The sequence below is a fragment of the Ruminococcus sp. genome (assembly GCF_016287535.1).
Taxonomy (GTDB): Bacteria; Bacillota; Clostridia; order Oscillospirales; family Ruminococcaceae; genus Ruminococcus.
This window is the reverse complement of record NZ_JAEFAJ010000032.1, coordinates 20,774-38,152: the sequence shown is the minus strand read 5'-3', so window position 1 is coordinate 38,152 and position 17,379 is coordinate 20,774. Positions and strand designations below refer to the sequence as shown.

Sequence of the window (17,379 nt, the reverse complement as noted above, 5' to 3'; positions counted from 1 at the left end):
TTATAGGCGATGGTGCTTCTGTTGAAAAGGGTTCTGGCAACTCACTGATCTGGATCTCAGGCAACTCTGCAACAACTGTAACTCTTGAGGACGGCAAGTACGTTCTTGAAGAGATCGCAGCTCCTACAGGCTACGAGGTAGCTACCAACATCACATTCACTGTTGATGACGGAAAGCTCACTTCTGTAGACGGCATTGAGACAGACAGCGACACAGTAGTTATGATCGACAAGAGGATCGAGACCACCACAACAACAGTTACCGATATTATGGGTCAGGAGGTCACAACTTCCACAACAACCGTAATCGGCGGCGGTGACGATGCTACAAGAACATCAACAACTACTACCACAACTACTACAACAACCACCACAACTACAACAACAACTACAACCACTCCTGTAACTGCAAAGGTCAACATCAACAAGGTCGATGCAGGCGGAGAGGAAGTGCCGGGAGCAGAACTTACCCTGACAGGTACAGATGCAAACGGTAACAAGATCACATTCACTGACGATCAGATCAAGGCAGGCGAAGGCGCAAAGGTTAAGAACAGCACAGGCGATGCACTTGTATGGATCTCAGGAAATGCACCTACAGTAGTAACACTTGAAGACGGCGACTACGTACTCCACGAAGTAGCAGCTCCGAACGGTTACGAAAAGGCAACCGACATCAAGTTCACAGTCAAGGACGGTAAGGCAAGTGCCGAGAGCATCGACATGGTTGATGCAATCATCACTACCACAACAACTACAACAACAACCACTACTACCACAACAACTACTACAACCGCACCTCCTCAGGCTTCAATGCTTGGCGACTCAAACTGCGACGGAACTGTTGACCTTGCTGACGCAGTTCTTATCATGCAGGCTCTTGCAAACCCTGACAAGTACGGTGTAAACGGTTCTTCAAACCTCCACATCACATCTCAGGGCTGGATAAACGCTGACGTTCACCAGAAGGGCAACGGCGTTTCCACTAACGACGCTCTCGCTATCCAGATGAAGCTTCTCGGCAACATCAGCGGATTCCCGATCGACGTTATCTGATGACGATACAAAGCAGCTCCTCAGGGAGCTGCTTTTTTTGTCCCTTTTTCAGAATCTTGTACGATTTCAACAATTTTACCGCTTATTTTCATCTTGCTTTTTCACGTTAAACCCTTGCAAATCTGTCCTCTTTGTGATATAATAGTAAAGCTAATTGAAATATTTCGGCTATTGCCGTAATCCATACTTACATTACCGGAGGTAGTTTTTTATGACAACTTTAGAGATCATCGGCGGAGTAGCAATACTCGTCCTCAGCCTTATCATCATCATACTCTGCCTGTCACAAGAGCAGAAATCACAGGACAGCATGACTGCGGCACTCACAGGTGCAAGCGCTGATTCCTTCTACGGTAAGAATGAGGGCAGAACAAAAGAGGCTATTCTCGCAAAGATAACAAGAACTCTTTCAATTCTTCTCTTTGCTGTTGTTCTTGCAGTAAATATCATACCGATCTTCAAGAAGTAAAAAAACTGCCCTGTGACCAAGGTCATGGGGCTTTGCTTTTATTACCTGCCTGCCGGTACTTTGCATGGCTCCGCGGCAGAAATATACCGTTGCCGTGTATCATTATCTGAAATTAAGGAGAAGCCTATGGCAGAAAAATCCAAAAAGAAACAACCGGAGAAAAAAAGCAGTCAGGCTGTCTCCGTTGAAAGCTACAAAAAGAAAATAGTCACATTCCTCCGGACCTACGGAAAAAAGTCTATGCCGCTGAATGAGCTGGAATCAAAGTGCAGGACAAAAAAAGCAGGCAGGGAAAACTTCACGGAAGCCTTTTCTCAGCTCCGCACAGAGGGTGTGGTCATGATGAAAAAGGGCATGAAGGCTGCTCTCTGCTCACGCATAAACGTCTACCCCGGCACGGTCACAAGACTGAGCCGCACATTCGGCTTTGCTGTTACCGATGACGGAACGGAATACTTCATACCGGGCAAGTGTATGCTGGGCGCTATGCCGAATGACAGGGTGCTCATCTCCCCTATCGCTTCCCGTTCCGGAGAGCCTGAGGGAGAGATACTCGATATACTTGAATTCGGCAGCTCACAGCTCACCGGCAAGATCGAATACGTGGACGGACAGCCTTATCTCGTTCCCGATACAGCTTCACGCAATCACGTGATAATAGTTCGCGCGGAAAGCATACCCTTTGAAAACGGCGACAAGGTCCTTGCGGAGATAGTCTACCGCGGCAGGCGCCACGCCGAGCATAAGGTAAAGATAACCCTCGTTTTCGGAAGCTCGGAATATGCGGCTTCATCAGCCGCTTCAATACTCGTAATTCACGGCGCTCCCACAGCCTTTCCGGAGGACGTTCTGAAGGAAGCCCGCAAGATATCCGAGGGCGGAGTGCAGGAATTCTCCTTCAACAACCGTGAGGATCTCCGTGATATGACTATATTCACCATTGACAGCGCAGAGTCCAAGGACCTCGACGACGCCATATCCCTGCAAAAGACACGGAAGGGCTACTGCCTCGGCGTCCATATCGCAGACGTTTCCCACTATGTCAAGGGCAACAGCGCTCTCGACAAGGAGGCTCTCCTCCGCGGCACAAGCATATACTATGCGGATAAGGTGATACCTATGCTCCCTCAGGAGCTGTCAAACGGTATCTGCTCACTCAATCCGGGCGAGGACAGACTTACTCTCTCTGCTTTCATGGAGCTTGACAAGGAGGGCATCATGCTTTCCTACCGCTTCTGCAAAAGCGTTATACGCTCCCGTGTAAAGGGCGTATACTCGGAGATAAACCGTATCCTCGACGGCAGCGAGAACGACGATATCGCCGCAAAGTACAAGGTAGTACGCAGCAGCATAATGCTGATGAACGAGCTTGCGGACAAGCTCATTGCAAGGAAGAAGCTCCGCAGCGCTCCGGAGATAGAGACTACAGAAAGCAAGCTAATAATCGGCGAGGACGGTATATGCTGCGATGTACAGCCCCGTGAACGGGGAAAGTCCGAGCGCATAATAGAGGAATTCATGCTCACCGCAAACGAAGCCGCCGCAAAGCTCGCCAGGGAGAAAAAGGTACCCTTTGTGTACCGTATACACGAGGCTCCGCCGGAAGCCAAGACTGAGGCGCTCCACGAGATACTGCCGAAATACGGCTTCGAGTGCCCTCATTTCAGCGAGTTCAAGCCGGTACACGCGGCTAAGATACTGGAGAGCGCAAGAGATACAGACAAGTTCGAGGCTGTAAATATGCTGGTGCTGCGCTCAATGGCTAAAGCCAAATATTCACCGGAGCCTCTCGGACATTTCGGGCTCGTCCTCGACGACTACGCTCACTTCACCTCGCCTATCCGCCGTTATCCCGACCTTGCCATACACCGGATAATCACGGATATACTCGCAGGCTACAACAGCGAATGGCTCACCAAGAGGTACGCAGGCTTTGCCGTGAACGCCGCCGACCGCTCCTCAGCCGCTGAGATACGCGCGATAACCATCGAACGCGAGTGCGAGGACTGCTACAAGGCGGAGTATATGAAGGCTCATCTCGGAGAGAGCTTCACCGCAAGGATATCCGGCGTTACCGAGTTCGGATTCTATGCCGAGCTGCCGAATACCGTTGAGGGACTTGTCCATATAAGGACTCTTCCCGAAGGCGAATACGACTATTCCGAGCCTGTATCCCTTACCGAGAGATTCACGGGAGTATCCTATACTCTCGGACAGACCGTTCAGGTGGTCTGCGCCGCCGTGAACGTAAGCGACGGCACTATAGATTTTGTTCTTGACGATGACGAACAGGAGGATATATAATGAAAAGGATCGCAATAATACTTGCCGCACTGGCTCTTGCGGCAGCGTCGGTATCATGCATGGGTGAAAAGACCGGAAAGGCTCCCTCAAAGCCGGACAGCGAAAATACCACCGCTGCTGCTGAAGAAGTTACCGGCACAGATGTCACAACTTCCGCAAAGACCACTACCACGGCAAAAACTACCACGACCTCATCCACCACTACACAGCCCGACCCACTCGGCGGCGGCGTATTCGAGTACAATCCGGACGGCGCGGTGGTATTCAAGGAGGACAGCAGCAAAGCCGAGGACCGCGTACTCATACAGGCTGCACAGGCTCTCTTTGAATCAGCCTGCCGTACCCAGTGGAACTTCATAGTCGGCTGCCCCTTCAAAACAGACGACAGCTATATCGAAACAGGTGATTTCAACTGGCGCTACTATCACATCTCTGACAGCAGTATAAAGACTCTGGCAGACGTTGAAAAGGCATACCACAAGGTATTCAGCGAACGCTATCCCAACAAGGAGCTCTCGGAGATATTCGTCGAGAGCGACGGCGGAGTTTACGCTTACTGCGGTTCAAAGGGCACGGATATCTACTATACCGGCTCAAAGGTAACAGGCATAAAATCCAGAAGCGGCGACGAGATAGTATTCAATGTGGAGAATTACTACGACGGAAGCGATTACGGCGAAGGTCCGAACACACAGACCGAAGAGTTTTCAGCGGTCATCGGAAGCGACGGCGTATGGAAGGCGGGAAAGTTTGAGCTTCCGTACTGATAAGGTATTAAATAAGCCCGGAAGTGGTTCGGTGGAACCTCTTCCGGGCTTTATCCTTTATGCCTTTATTTCCTGACCGCCAAGCCTGCGGAAATAATCCTCGGCGTAGGCGCGGTAATCGTTTCTGAATACCTCGTCGTTCTCCTTTACCTCGTGGAGATAAGCATGAAGATTGGTCTTTTCGTCTGTCTCTATCAGACAGCCTGCGATGTTGGAGCAGTGATCCGATACACGTTCAAGATTAGTAAGAACGTCCTGGAAGATATATCCCAGCTCAACTGTACATTCGTCGTTCTGCAATCTGCGGATATGCCTGTTTTTAAGCTCTGTGCTGAGATTGTCCACTACCTCCTCAAGAGGCTCTACCTTGTGGGCTATCTTCAGGTCGTTGTTCACGTAAGCGTCAAACGCCTTGTTCACGTTCTCGGTTATAGCGTCGGTTATTACGATTATCTCGTTTATGCACTCCTCAGAGAAGTTTATTCCCTTTTCGTGCATTTCCTGAGCCGATTCCACAAGATTTACCGCATGATCGGAGATACGCTCAAAGTTTCCGACGCAGTGCATCATTTTTGATACGCTGCGGCTGTCAGCGCCGGTAACGCTCGCCTTGGATAATTTTACCAGATAACTGTTTATCTTGTCCTCGAAGCCGTCGATTATATCCTCGTTCTCGATTATGGTATCGCATACCTCCTCGTCGAAGCCTGTGAGGAGTTTAAGCGCCTTAGTTATAGTCTCTCTTGTGAGCTCAGCCATCTGATTCGTAGCCGAGATACAGCTATGAACCGCTACAGCAGGGGTCTTCAGAAGGATATCGTCCAGACCTGTGAGAGTCCTTCTCGGATCCTTGACCTCTTCCTTGCCGTCCTTTACTACTATCTTTGAGAGCGCAACGAGCTGCTTTGTGAAGGGCATGAACATAACTGTGGTAGCTATATTGAATATGGTATGCATAACAGCGATACCCACATATCCTACTGTCTTGCTCATTATGCTGAGATCAACGACGTTCTGGAGTATCATTATTATCGGGAGAAGCACAAGAGTACCGATTATCTTTATGATGATATGGGTCCATGCCACTCTCTTTGCGTCCTTGCTCACGCCCACTGTAGAGAGAAGAGCGGTAACGCAGGTACCGATATTACAGCCCATTATGATAGGAAGCGACATACCCCAGGTAAGTCCGCCTGTCTTTGAGAATGCCTGAAGGATACCGATAGAACCTGCGGAGCTCTGAATGATTCCGGTAAAAACAGTACCTACAGCCACACCGAGTATAGGATTGTGGAAGGCTGTGAGTATCTTCTGGAAGTCGGGTGAATTCGCAAGAGGATCAACGGAATCGGACATGAGCGTCATACCGGTCATGAGGACCGCAAAGCCCACCAGTATACGTCCGACGTCCTTTTTCTTGTTCTTTTTAGCGAACATTATGAGGATAACTCCTGCCAGCGCTATCAGCGGCGAGAATGATGTAGGCTTCAGCAGTCTGAGTATAAAGCTGACTATTCCGCCCTCTCCCGAATCCTTGATACCGTCAAGGCAGAGTATCCACGCTGTGAAAGTAGTTCCGATATTCGAGCCGAAGCAAACACCTATAGTCTGCTCCAGGGTCATGATACCCGAGTTTACAAAGCCCACCAGCATTACAGTCATAGCCGACGACGACTGTATGGCTATCGTTACTCCCATTCCGAGAAGTAAAGCCTTCAGCTTGTTTGAGGTCATTTTTTTCAGTGCGACCTCAAGCTTTCCGCCCGTGAGTTTTTCGAGTCCTGTTGACATTACCTTCATTCCGTAAAGGAAGAAAGCAAGTCCGCCAAGCAATGTGAAGATGTTAAAAATAGAGAAGTCTTCCATATATTTCTCCTGTCTGTCTTTCTTCTTTTCTTATACTTATATTTTTCCCTTCTGATTATAATTATATCAGTTTATATGAGCGAGTCAATGATTTCGGCGATTGTTTAACGTGAATTTAACATAACTCATCACCGGTCCGACAAATCGCATAAAAAAATGCCACAGTATCCCTGAAAAAGAGATACTATGGCATGATATCGTCTGAAGTAAGGTTTTACTTCTTCTTTGACTTCTTTACATTCTTTTCAGCAGCTTCTTCTATAGCGTCGATAACTTCCTCAAGGTCATCTTCCTCGTCGTCGTCATCGTCAGCGTCTGCCTTTACAGCCTTTTTCCTGTTGTCATGTGATATAGCGGAAAATACTGCGATAGCAAGGTAAACAGCAAATACCAGCAGCTCAAATATGATTATGTACTTCAGAGAGTTGCTCAGAGCCTGACTGATGCCTGCTGATGCGGACTTTGTCGCAGGAGCAAGAACAGTGTAAGCGTTTGCGAACCTTACGTTCTCGAAGTAATCGTTTGCTGTCTTTTCGGTAAGATCAACGATCTCCGAGACCTTACTGTTAAGTATCGCAAGGTCAGCCTCTGCCCTCTCTATATTTGCCTTTGAGCTTGTTTTGTTGGACTTGAGAGCTTCTCTTCTTGACTCATAGAACTTTATGTCCTGTACTGTCTGAGCGAGATTTGCTTCCAGTGTGGTCTTCTGCTTGAACATCGCGTCATACTGGTCGGAATGTATGGAAGCACTGCCGTTTATGCTCTCGGCGCCTGCGCCGATGAATGTAGCGGAATCCTTGACATACTTGGCGATAGATGCGTCAAGAGCAGCAAGTCTCTCGCTGTACTCGTCCTTGTCAAGAGTAAGGTTCTCGATCCTGTAATCATAGTATGCAAGTGCCGAGTCCTTATCCTTGGTCACATTGTTGACGGAAATATATGACGATATCCTGTCGAGATCAATGCTTGTAACTGTCTTTGCATACTCTGATATATCGTTGAATGAAAAACCTGTTACGCCTGAGCGGAACGATGTATTGTCTTCCTTGGCAAGCTCATCGAGATAACCTCTTACTTTTCTGAGAGAATCCCTGTAAAGCTCTACCTGCTGCGGATAGTCATAGCTTTCGGAATCAACTGCCGAAACGGACGCTCCGAGGGGCTTGTTGAAGCCGTAAAGCTGATAGAAATAATCTCCGTAGCAGTCAATGATGGTATTGAGGAGCTGAGTGCCTGTTGTCTTGTCAAAGCCTGCCATGCTGTAATTAAAGAATATCTCATACTTTGTAGGGAAATACTTGACATCGAGCATTGCCTGTGCAGCAGAAAGGCTTCCGCTTGTTGCCTTTTCCATAACGCTGTTGTAGGCCTTGAGCTTTTCGTAAGCATCCTGAGGCATTATATATCCAAAGCTGATATTTGACCTTACATCTTCAAGGACATCAATATCAAGTCCCATTTCCGTAAGAGCCATTTCGATAACCTTCGGGCTCTTCATGGTCTCGATATCGAATGTTCCTGCCTTGTTGGGATCGAGTCCCTGCTCTATACCGTCATAAGTAAAGCTTACCATAGCCCGTGCGGGAGAAGAGCTTGAAAAAGTCTTCAGCGCCGATAACGAGAATACAGCAAGACCGATTACGACAGCCAGAACTATCCATAATACCAGAAATCTTTTAAGCTGTCTGAAAATAGAAGAAAAAGATATTATGAGCGCATCCTTTTCCTCCTGATTTTTGATCGTAATATTGAGATCACGTCCATTATTCTTAGCCATTTTAACCTCCGATTATAATGTACATTAGTCATATTACGGCGCAACACGCCGTAAAAACAATTATATCACTAAAAGAATACAACGTCAATAGAATAGCGCAAATTCCAGTAATCAGCTTAATTTCATCAGACAATGCTCCTGACTGTCTGACAAAATGACCAACTCCGGAAATACTGCCGCACCGTTGGTTTCCGCCTTAGGAAGCGCAGTATCAGACTGTATGTCCCTTTGCCTTTATGACGTTCACAACTCTGTCAACACAGCTACGGCATACCGCTTCGTCCTCAGCCTCTACCATAACTCTTACAAGAGGCTCTGTACCGCTCTCGCGGACGAGTATCCTTCCCGAATCGCCAAGCTCTGCTGCGACCTTGTCCACCTCTGCGCGTACATCGGCGTCTGCCTGAGCGGCAGCCTTGTCCTTGACCTTTACGTTCTCAAGTACCTGAGGATATACAGTGAAGGGAGCTGCAAGCTCGCTGAGCTTCTTCTCACGTGACATTATTACCTGCATTATCTTCAGGCTTGTGAGGATACCGTCGCCTGTTGAAGCGTACTTGGAGAATATGATATGTCCTGACTGTTCGCCGCCGATACAGCAGCCGTTCTCCTTCATGTATTCGTAAACGTACTTGTCGCCTACCGCGGTCTTTGCGTAGTCAATGCCTATCTCGTCAAAAGCCCTGTAAAGTCCGAAATTGGACATAACAGTAGTAACGACTGTATTGTTTATGAGCTTTCCGCGCTCCTTCATATATCTTCCGTATATGTAAAGGATATGGTCGCCTGTGATGACATTGCCCTTTTCGTCAACGCAGAGGCATCTGTCAGCGTCGCCGTCGTAAGCGAAGCCGGCGTCAAGGCCCTTCTCCACAACGAATTTCTGGAGACCTTCGATATGTGTCGAGCCTGCGTTGTTGTTTATATTGATACCTGTAGGCTCCGCGTTGATAACATATGTCTCAGCGCCGAGAGCTTCAAATACTGATTTTGCGATATTCCATGCAGCGCCGTTTGCGCAGTCGAGACCTATCTTCTTGCCTCTGAAGGAATACATACCGAGAGATATGAGGTAGCCGAGATAACGGTTTCTTCCCGCAACATAGTCAACGCTCCTGCCTATCTTCTCACCGTGAGCGAACGGCACCTCGTCCCACTTCTGTCCGAAAGCCTCAAGCCTGCCGTCAAGGTAAGCCTCAACAAGATCTATGACCTCGTCCTCCATTTTCTCGCCCTGTCCGTTAATGAGCTTTATACCATTATCATAGTAAGGGTTGTGGCTCGCTGAGATCATGATGCCGCAGTCAAAGCTGTCAACTCTTGATATATATGCAACAGAAGGCGTCGTAGTAACGTGAAGAAGGTATGCGTCCGCACCGGAAGCGGTAAGTCCGCCTACCAGCGAATACTCGAACATATAGCTCGAACGGCGTGTATCCTTTCCGATAACGATACGTGCAGGAGTATCATCGCCCTTTCTCCTTTTTATTTCCCCGTAATACCAGCCGAGAAAGCGTCCTACCCTGTACGCATGATCTGCTGTAAGGTTTTCGTTTGCTGTTCCTCTGAAACCGTCAGTTCCGAAATATTTTCCCACTTTATAAAATCTCCTTATAACCAATTTAATATACCGCAGATCCGTTCAAGGACCAACAGTGATTTAATTATAGCACTTTACATTAATATAGTCAACGGATATAATAAATAATTCATAAAATTAATCCTGAAAAAATTTATGGAAAATGTGAGAGATTCCGGTATCTTATACGTCTAATAAGTGCAGACACAGCCTTCGGCAAAGCCATTCGGACAGTTTTTTGATATGTTATGAAGATTTTACTATTGCAAAAGGGAAAGTTTTGTAGTATAATAAACAATAGTATTATAATCGGGTATTATGGCTCAATGCGCCCGAAACAAAAGGAGGAACAAAATTGGCTAAATCAAAAGCTGCGGGCACAAAGTCAAAAACGACAGCCGCCCGCAAGAAGATCGGCAGTACCAAGCCAGCCGTTACAGCCGCAGACATCATAGCCGAAAAGAACAACAGGAAGCTGAGACCAATAATATATATAGCGTCGTTTCTTGTGCCTTTTCTTCTGACACTCGTGTCATACATCGGCTTTGACGTTTACCCTTTCGGCGAGCGCTCGGTCCTGACTCTTGACCTCAACGGTCAGTACATTTACTACTTTGAAGCACTAAGAGATGCATTCTGGGGAGACGGCAGCGCCTTCTACAGCTGGAGCAGAAACCTTTCGGGCGGCTTCATGGGTATCATAGGATACTACCTCGCAAGCCCCTTCACCCTGATAGTTATGCTGCTTCCGAGAAAAATGATACTCGAAAGTGTAATGATAATGCAGATGACAAAGGTCGGCGCAGCAGGTCTCACCTTCTGTATTTACGCTCAGAAGTCCAAGAACCTGAAGCCCCTCCAGTCCATCATGTTCTCTACCATGTACGCCATGATGGCTTACGTCGTTATTCAGCTGATCGACCCCATGTGGATCGACGGACCGATATTCCTGCCGCTGATAATCCTCGGCGTTGAATATCTGGTTGACGACGGAAGAAAGATAAACTATATCATACCCACAGCGATAATGTTCATCGCCAACTTCTATATCGGCTACATGATAGCCATTTTCATCGCGCTCTATTTCTTCTACTACGTTTTCTTCGGCACGAGCCGCAAGTTCAAGAATATCGGCGAATACTTCATGGTATTCGTGAGAATGGGCATATCAACGGCGGTAGTCCTGATGTGCAGTCTTATAATGATACTGCCGGTATACAACGCTCTTGCACTGGGTAAATTCGACTTCTCAAAGCCCGATTACAGCTACAAGGCAATGTTCAATCCACTTGAACTGATACCGTGTCTGCTCCCGAACCAGTACTACTCCGTAAACGTAGACGAGGGCACACGCTACTACGGACGCCCTGAGATATACTGCGGCGTGCTCACCTTCGTGCTCATACCGCTCTTCTTTATGAACAAGAAGATAAAGGTCAACAAGAAGATCGGATACGGTCTCCTTTCATTCATACTCCTTTTCAGTATGTATGTAAAGCCCATAAATATGATGTGGCACGGCGGTCAGGATCCTAACTGGCTCCCGTACAGATACTCATTCCTGCTCTCATTCGTCTTTGTCTCAATGGCGGCGGATATCTTCTCACGCCTTGACGGCTACAAGCTGTCTCCGGTAAGCACAGGCGTCTCCGCAGGAATCATCGGTACGCTCACCGCTATATTCTGCGCATTGATGAAGAAATTCGACTACAGTCAAGAAAAATATCCTTATGTAGCTATCCTGCCCTACAAGGACAAGATGAACCGCGGCTCACAGAGCTGGGACGAGCTGTGGCTCGGCACCATAGCCTTTGGTCTTATACTCGGCGCGATATACCTGATAGGTGTTCACTGCTACAGCCATTCAAAGACCTCAAAGGCAAAGAACGCCATAACAGTGGCAATGGCTTGTCTCATATTCTTTGAAACAGGCTACAACTGCTTCGACTCATTCAGAAAAGTATTCAAGGAGGTCGGAAACTCCGACCGCAGCACATACACCGATATAATGACGGCTCCAAATGTCGTAAAGGAGCTTGAAGAGTACGACAACGGCTTCTACCGTGCGGAAAAGACATTCAACCGAATGGTAAACGACGACCTTGCCTACGGTCTGAAGGGTATTTCACACTCAAGCTCGGTAATGAACGCAAGAGCTATCACCTTCATTGAAACAATGGGCTACTTCACTCAGAGCTTCGAGTCCAAGTACGAGGGCTGCAATCCCGTGGCAGACTCTATCCTCGGTATCAAGTACGTCCTTGACGATCCAAGCAGGACAAACATCTCCTCAATGGTAGACGCTTCCTACATCAAGCGTTTCTCGTCACAGTACAAGAAGGACAAGGATATCCCCGCTTCAATGGATATCTACGAGAATCCCAACGCTCTCGGTATCGGATATATGGCTAACTCTGATATCCTTAAACTCACGGCTCTCGGCAACGACAACCCATTCAACAGTCTCAACAACTTCCTCAGCGCTATGGCAGGAAGCACAACAGACTTTGAAAACCTCACGCCAAGACAGTATTATATACCATTTGACTGCAGGATAAGCTATGACGACACAAAGGTATATTACCACGATTACACCAACACCACCGGCGTTGTACATGACTGCTACGACGCTTACGCAGGCGTTGACGACGCAGTTGTAAACGTAGACGTTACCGTTCCAAAGGACGGAAACATCTATATGCACCTGGGCTCTGAAATGAGAAATCAGGTCAACGTATGGGTAGCCGTAAAGGGCGACGACGGCGTTTACAGAGGTCAGAAGTCAGGTACGGAGAACTTCGACGGATACGGCACATACTTCAACACAAACTCTTCTCCTATCGTAAGAATGGGTCCCTTCAAAGAAGGAGACGAGGTAGAGATCAGACTTACCATCCCGCCTAAGGGCGATCACGGTCAGTACACCGGACAAAACGAGTATATGATGGTAAGAAAGAACTCCGGCTTCAACTTCTACTATCTCGACGAGGAAGCATTCCAGGAGGACATCAACAAGCTGAAGGCCAACCCGTGGAACCTTGATATGAGCAAGACCAACGACCGTTATCTTGTGGGCGATATCGACGCTCAGGACGGTCAGATACTCATGACCTCGATCCCTTACGAGCCCGGCTGGGAAATACAGATCGACGGCAAGACAGTACCGAGCAATATCGTAGAGGAAAAGGACGGCAAAAAGGTAAATGTCAGAAACGGCAGCTTTAATGACGGAGCTGTTATCGTTCTCGGAACTCTCATCGGTATCCACGTTCCCGCAGGTCATCACACAGTTTCTATGAAGTATACCCCTCCCGGCTTCAATCTCGGAGTATTAACGCTCATACTCGGCATAATACTTCTTGTGCTCTTCTATATGTATGACAGGAAGCACAACAAAGCTATCGCCGCAAAGAAAAAGGCTACAGAGCTCATAAAGAGCGGCGAGGCTGAAAAGATAGCAGCGGAAGCTGAAAAGAAGAAGGACACTCCAAAGAAAAAAGTCGATATAATCAAGTCAAAGGGAGCTATCGCCGAAGAGCCTCTGAAAAAGGCAAAGAACAAAGCCGAAGAAGCAGCGGAAGAAGCTGAAGAGCTTATCGGCGAAGCTGCTGAAAAAGTTGAGGACGCTGTCGAAAAGGCGGAAGATACAGCCGAAGACATCAAGGAAAAGGCTGAAGACATTGCCGAAGACGTAAAGGAACAAGCTGAAGAAGCCGCCGAGACTGTTGCGGAATCAACGGAAAGCGCAGTCGAAAGCGTGCTTGAAGAAGCAAAAAAGAAGAAAAAATAAACTCTACAGCCCCTGCATCGCAGGGGCTTTTTTGTATCCCACATTAAATTTTACGACAGCACCCACAGGCTGGACTATGAAAAAAGGTGCATAAAAAATAACAAAATGAAGAACCTATTTATTAACAAATTATTTCTGAGGCAATTATTTTGCTCTAAATCGTAATATTTTAAGCTAATTCTGAAAAATATTATAAAATAATAACACAAAAAAAACATAACTGCCCGTTATATGCCGATTTAATTGGCATTTGTACTAATTATCCTACCAATATTTCTATGCAACATTTGTTGCATTTTGCACAAACCGTATTGACTTTTTTCTACAAATATGCTAAACTAAAGGTGTCAAATGCTTTAGGGTTACTGCACTGGACCTTAAAGAAGAAAACCAAACTAACAATATTTTAGGGAGGAAAATATTATGTTCAATTCTTCTAAGAATGTGAAGCGCTTTGTAAGCATTTCTGCTGCCGCAGTATGCCTGCTCTCATCACTTCACATCGCTCCGCTCGATGAAAATTTTGTAATCGCAGCGGACAACACAATGACAGCTTTTGAAATAACAGAAAACATGAAGATCGGTTGGAACCTCGGTAATACACTCGACGCAAAGGCCGGCGACGCAACAGGCGATTACGCTACAGCAGGTGTTGAGACTGAAACAGCATGGGGCTGCCCCAAGGCAAATCAGACTCTGTTCGATGCGCTCAAGGCTAAGGGCTTCAATACAGTCCGCGTTCCTACAACATGGTTCCAGCACCTCGACTCCGACAACAATATCGACCCCGCATGGATGGCTCGTGTAAAGGAAGTTGTTGACTACGGTATCAAGAACGATATGTATATCATACTCAATGTTCACCATGAGAACTGGATCAACAGAAGCGATCTCCTCAACGCATACAACGACATCCAGCCCAAGCTCATGAAGATCTGGACTCAGATCGCAGAAGCTTTCAAGGATTACGACCAGCACCTCATCTTCGAGTGCATGAATGAGCCCCGTGCCGTTGGCACAGACCACGAGTGGTGGGCTGCAGAGGCAGTTCCGGAGTGCGAGGTCATCAACAAGCTCGAAGCTGACTTCGTAAAGCTTATCAGAAGCACTGACGGTCCTTACGCAAAGACCCGTCTTCTTATGCTTCCCGGCTACTGCGCAAGCGCTGAACAGACATTCCTCAAGGCGATCGACATTCCCAGCGACCCCTATGTAGCTGTTTCGATCCACGCTTATACACCTTATGACTTCACAATGAATACCGCCGTAAAGGATCACTCGGTATTCACAGGTGCTTACGCCCAGAACCTTGCCGATACCCTTCAGGGTATGCGCGATATCTTCCTCGATAAAGATATCCCGGTAGTTATCGGCGAAATGGGCACATCAAACTTCGGAAATACAGAAGCCAGAGTAGAGTGGACAAACCTTTACTTCACAACAGCCAAGAAGTACGGTATCCCCTGCTGTCTCTGGGACAACAATACAGTTTCAAACCCCAAGGATCCCGGCGAGTGCCACGGCTATATCGACCGTGAGTCAGGACAGTGGCACGACGCAAGCCTCCCTATCATCAACAAGATGATGGATATCATGAACGATGACTCCATCAAGTGGGGCAGCGAAAGAAAGATCCCGACATATTCACATCAGGCTCTCTCAGAGGGTACAGTATTCAGAAGCGAAGCTGTAGAGATCGACGCTTCCAAGTCAAAGACCTACGAGAACACAACTCCCGGTCAGGAGATCTCATGGGCAGAGCTCGAAGGCAAGGAAGTTGCTATCAAGTACACAGGCGCAACTCCTATCCTCGCTTTCTCAGACTCAGCATACGGCAACTGGACAGAGTTCAAGCCTTATGTAGTTGACGAGGCAAACGGCATAGCTTACTACCTCGTAAGCAAGCAGCTCCCCGCTGCATGGGATGACCTCTCAACAGTAAACCATATGCAGGCAAGAACTGACAAGGTCACAAATGTCGAGCAGATCGTTATACTCAACGCTCCTGAGGTGGAGATCGAAGTTGAGGTCGACAAGACTAAGAAGTACAAGATCGAATTTGCCAACGCTCAGGCTGGCGACGACCTTATCCTTACATTCAAGGGCGAAAAGAATACAATCACCAACGGCTGCGTAGGCTTCAACGGCGACGGCTGGGAGCAGGTAGAGTGGAAGGGCACAACAGACGCCAACGGCGACCTCACAGTAAGGATCGCTATGGACAAGTTCCCTGCAGGTCTTGCTTCTGCTGAGTGCCAGATCTGGTATCAGCCCGAACTCGTTGATCTGACAAACTACAACTTCGGCGCTGCTGAAGTTGAGACAACAACTACTACCACAACAACAACGACCACTACTACAACTACAAGTGAGACAACTACCACAACCACTTCCACAACTTCTACAACAAGCGAGATCACAACAACTACCACAACATCTACTGTTGAGCCACCTACAGGCTTCCTCGCAGGCGACGCAAACCTCGACGGTCAGGTAGACCTCAGCGACGCTGTAAGGATCATGCAGTCCCTCGCTAACCCCAATAAGTATGCCCTTGATGAAAGAGCATCACTCTCCGCTGACGTTTACGGAAACGACGGCGTAACTGTTCAGGACGCACTTACAATACAGCTTTATCTCCTTAACAGGATCTCTCAGCTCCCTGCACCCGCAGGCTCAGTTGTAGAAGACTGATAACAGCTAAGTTGCTAAAACTTATCCATATACCTCTGATGCAGCTGCTTGATAAGCAGCTGCATTTTTTATCCGTGTTTGAGCCCTGCTTCGCAGAGGATCCGCGCTCCCTGAACGCAGTTCAGGGCAATAACCGTCTGACGGCGGGTGCCGGATACGCATTTGTTTATTATAAAATATTATTAACTATTATTTTCTATTGACAAATCCACATTAATTATATATAATTATAGCGGTATCGCTTTTTTGATACCTGAATGACCATTTTTCGATTTAAAAAAAAGCGTAGATAAATATAATGCTTTAACAAACAAACCGCAGATCTAAATGGAAAAGGACGACAACTGAATATGCTTACTGATTACCATTGCCATATTCTGCCCGGCATGGATGACGGCGCACAGGACGTGGAAACAGCTCTGGAAATGATAGAAATAATGAAAGAGCAGGGAGTGGAGCGCATAATAGCTACTCCCCATTTCTATGCCCACGAGGAGCGTTCGCTGACGGATTATCTGCTTCGGCGCGAGGACGCTCTGGAAAGCATCGCAGACCTCGCTGCCATACAGTATATCGTGCCCGGCGCAGAAGTTGCCGTAGAACACGGCATATCCATGATACACGGAATTGAACAGCTCGCAATAGAGGATTCGGATATGATACTCCTCGAAATGCCTTTCCGTGACTATGAAGACTGGATGTCAGAGGAGATAAACGCGCTCTCCTCAGAACACGGACTGAAAGTCATACTTGCACACGTTCACCGCTATCTTCAGTATTATTCGCCTGAGAATTTTGAAAAGCTGCTCAGGACAGACGCGATATTCCAGTTCAACAACGACGCATTTCTTGTGCCCCGTGAGGAAAAGCTTCTGAAAAGAATAATAAAAAGCGGCGGTAAAGTCATCTTTGGAAGCGACGCACACAATACAGACGGCAGACGTCCGAACTGGGATATGCTCAAAGAAAAATGCAGCCCGGAAATACTGAAAGCCTCGGACGAACTGCTCGAACCGAAGATCAACTCCGTATGCACAGCAGCAACGGAAATAAGGGAAAATAATACCGGTATATGATA

Annotated in this window: 10 protein-coding genes; 7 read left to right on the top strand and 3 right to left on the bottom strand. The window is 47.5% G+C overall.

Annotated features, from left to right (window positions below; all coding sequences use genetic code 11):
• The 4 genes from QZZ36_RS11075 to QZZ36_RS11060 form a co-directional block, all read left to right on the top strand.
• On the top strand, positions 1-1,055 hold a 1,055-nt coding region (locus QZZ36_RS11075), incomplete at its 5' end, for a SpaA isopeptide-forming pilin-related protein (RefSeq protein WP_295081438.1).
• A 211-nt stretch (positions 1,056-1,266) separates the two neighbouring features.
• The gene (secG, locus tag QZZ36_RS11070) at positions 1,267-1,524 is read left to right on the top strand and encodes a preprotein translocase subunit SecG (protein WP_295081435.1); all 258 of its coding nucleotides are present in this window, start codon (positions 1,267-1,269) and stop codon (positions 1,522-1,524) included.
• A gap of 126 nt (positions 1,525-1,650) precedes the next feature.
• A complete protein-coding gene (gene rnr, locus QZZ36_RS11065; protein WP_295081433.1) occupies positions 1,651-3,828 on the top strand; it encodes a ribonuclease R in 2,178 nt (725 codons plus the stop codon).
• Positions 3,828-4,595, top strand: a complete 768-nt coding sequence (locus QZZ36_RS11060) for a hypothetical protein (protein WP_295081431.1) — start codon at positions 3,828-3,830, stop codon at positions 4,593-4,595. The genes rnr and QZZ36_RS11060 overlap by 1 nt, the downstream gene beginning before the upstream one ends.
• A gap of 57 nt (positions 4,596-4,652) precedes the next feature.
• On the opposite strand, the gene QZZ36_RS11055 is transcribed toward QZZ36_RS11060, so the two are convergent.
• The 3 genes from QZZ36_RS11055 to glmM all read right to left on the bottom strand — a co-directional run bounded on the left by QZZ36_RS11055 (position 4,653) and on the right by glmM (position 9,835).
• Positions 4,653-6,461, bottom strand: coding sequence for a Na/Pi cotransporter family protein (locus tag QZZ36_RS11055; protein WP_295081429.1), 1,809 nt, complete (start codon positions 6,459-6,461; stop codon positions 4,653-4,655).
• Between the two features lie 214 nt (positions 6,462-6,675).
• Positions 6,676-8,238, bottom strand: coding sequence for a lipopolysaccharide biosynthesis protein (locus QZZ36_RS11050; RefSeq protein WP_295081427.1), 1,563 nt, complete (start codon positions 8,236-8,238; stop codon positions 6,676-6,678).
• A gap of 211 nt (positions 8,239-8,449) precedes the next feature.
• Entirely contained in the window at positions 8,450-9,835 is a 1,386-nt protein-coding gene (glmM, locus tag QZZ36_RS11045; RefSeq protein ID WP_295081424.1) for a phosphoglucosamine mutase, read from the bottom strand.
• Positions 9,836-10,172: 337 nt separating this feature from the next.
• Here glmM and QZZ36_RS11040 point away from each other — a divergent pair, with 337 nt between their 5' ends.
• The 3 genes from QZZ36_RS11040 (at position 10,173) to QZZ36_RS11030 (ending at position 17,377) form a co-directional block, all read left to right on the top strand.
• Entirely contained in the window at positions 10,173-13,607 is a 3,435-nt protein-coding gene (locus tag QZZ36_RS11040) for a YfhO family protein (RefSeq protein WP_295081421.1), read from the top strand.
• A 423-nt stretch (positions 13,608-14,030) separates the two neighbouring features.
• Positions 14,031-16,301, top strand: a complete 2,271-nt coding sequence (locus tag QZZ36_RS11035; RefSeq protein WP_295081418.1) for a cellulase family glycosylhydrolase — start codon at positions 14,031-14,033, stop codon at positions 16,299-16,301.
• 350 nt (positions 16,302-16,651) lie between these two features.
• Positions 16,652-17,377 carry a CpsB/CapC family capsule biosynthesis tyrosine phosphatase gene (locus tag QZZ36_RS11030; RefSeq protein WP_295081416.1) on the top strand — a complete coding sequence of 242 codons (726 nt, stop codon included), beginning with the start codon at positions 16,652-16,654 and terminating at the stop codon, positions 17,375-17,377.
• The last annotated feature ends 2 nt before the right edge of the window (positions 17,378-17,379 follow it).

Bases quoted from the DNA above. Each gene is read 5' to 3' on its own strand.
- QZZ36_RS11050 (WP_295081427.1), bottom strand. From the start codon at position 8,238: ATGGCTAAGAATAATGGACGTGATCTCAATATTACGATCAAAAATCAG.
- rnr (WP_295081433.1), top strand. From the start codon at position 1,651: ATGGCAGAAAAATCCAAAAAGAAACAACCGGAGAAAAAAAGCAGTCAG.
- QZZ36_RS11055 (WP_295081429.1), bottom strand. From the start codon at position 6,461: ATGGAAGACTTCTCTATTTTTAACATCTTCACATTGCTTGGCGGACTT.
- secG (WP_295081435.1), top strand. From the start codon at position 1,267: ATGACAACTTTAGAGATCATCGGCGGAGTAGCAATACTCGTCCTCAGC.
- QZZ36_RS11030 (WP_295081416.1), top strand. From the start codon at position 16,652: ATGCTTACTGATTACCATTGCCATATTCTGCCCGGCATGGATGACGGC.
- QZZ36_RS11060 (WP_295081431.1), top strand. From the start codon at position 3,828: ATGAAAAGGATCGCAATAATACTTGCCGCACTGGCTCTTGCGGCAGCG.
- QZZ36_RS11035 (WP_295081418.1), top strand. From the start codon at position 14,031: ATGTTCAATTCTTCTAAGAATGTGAAGCGCTTTGTAAGCATTTCTGCT.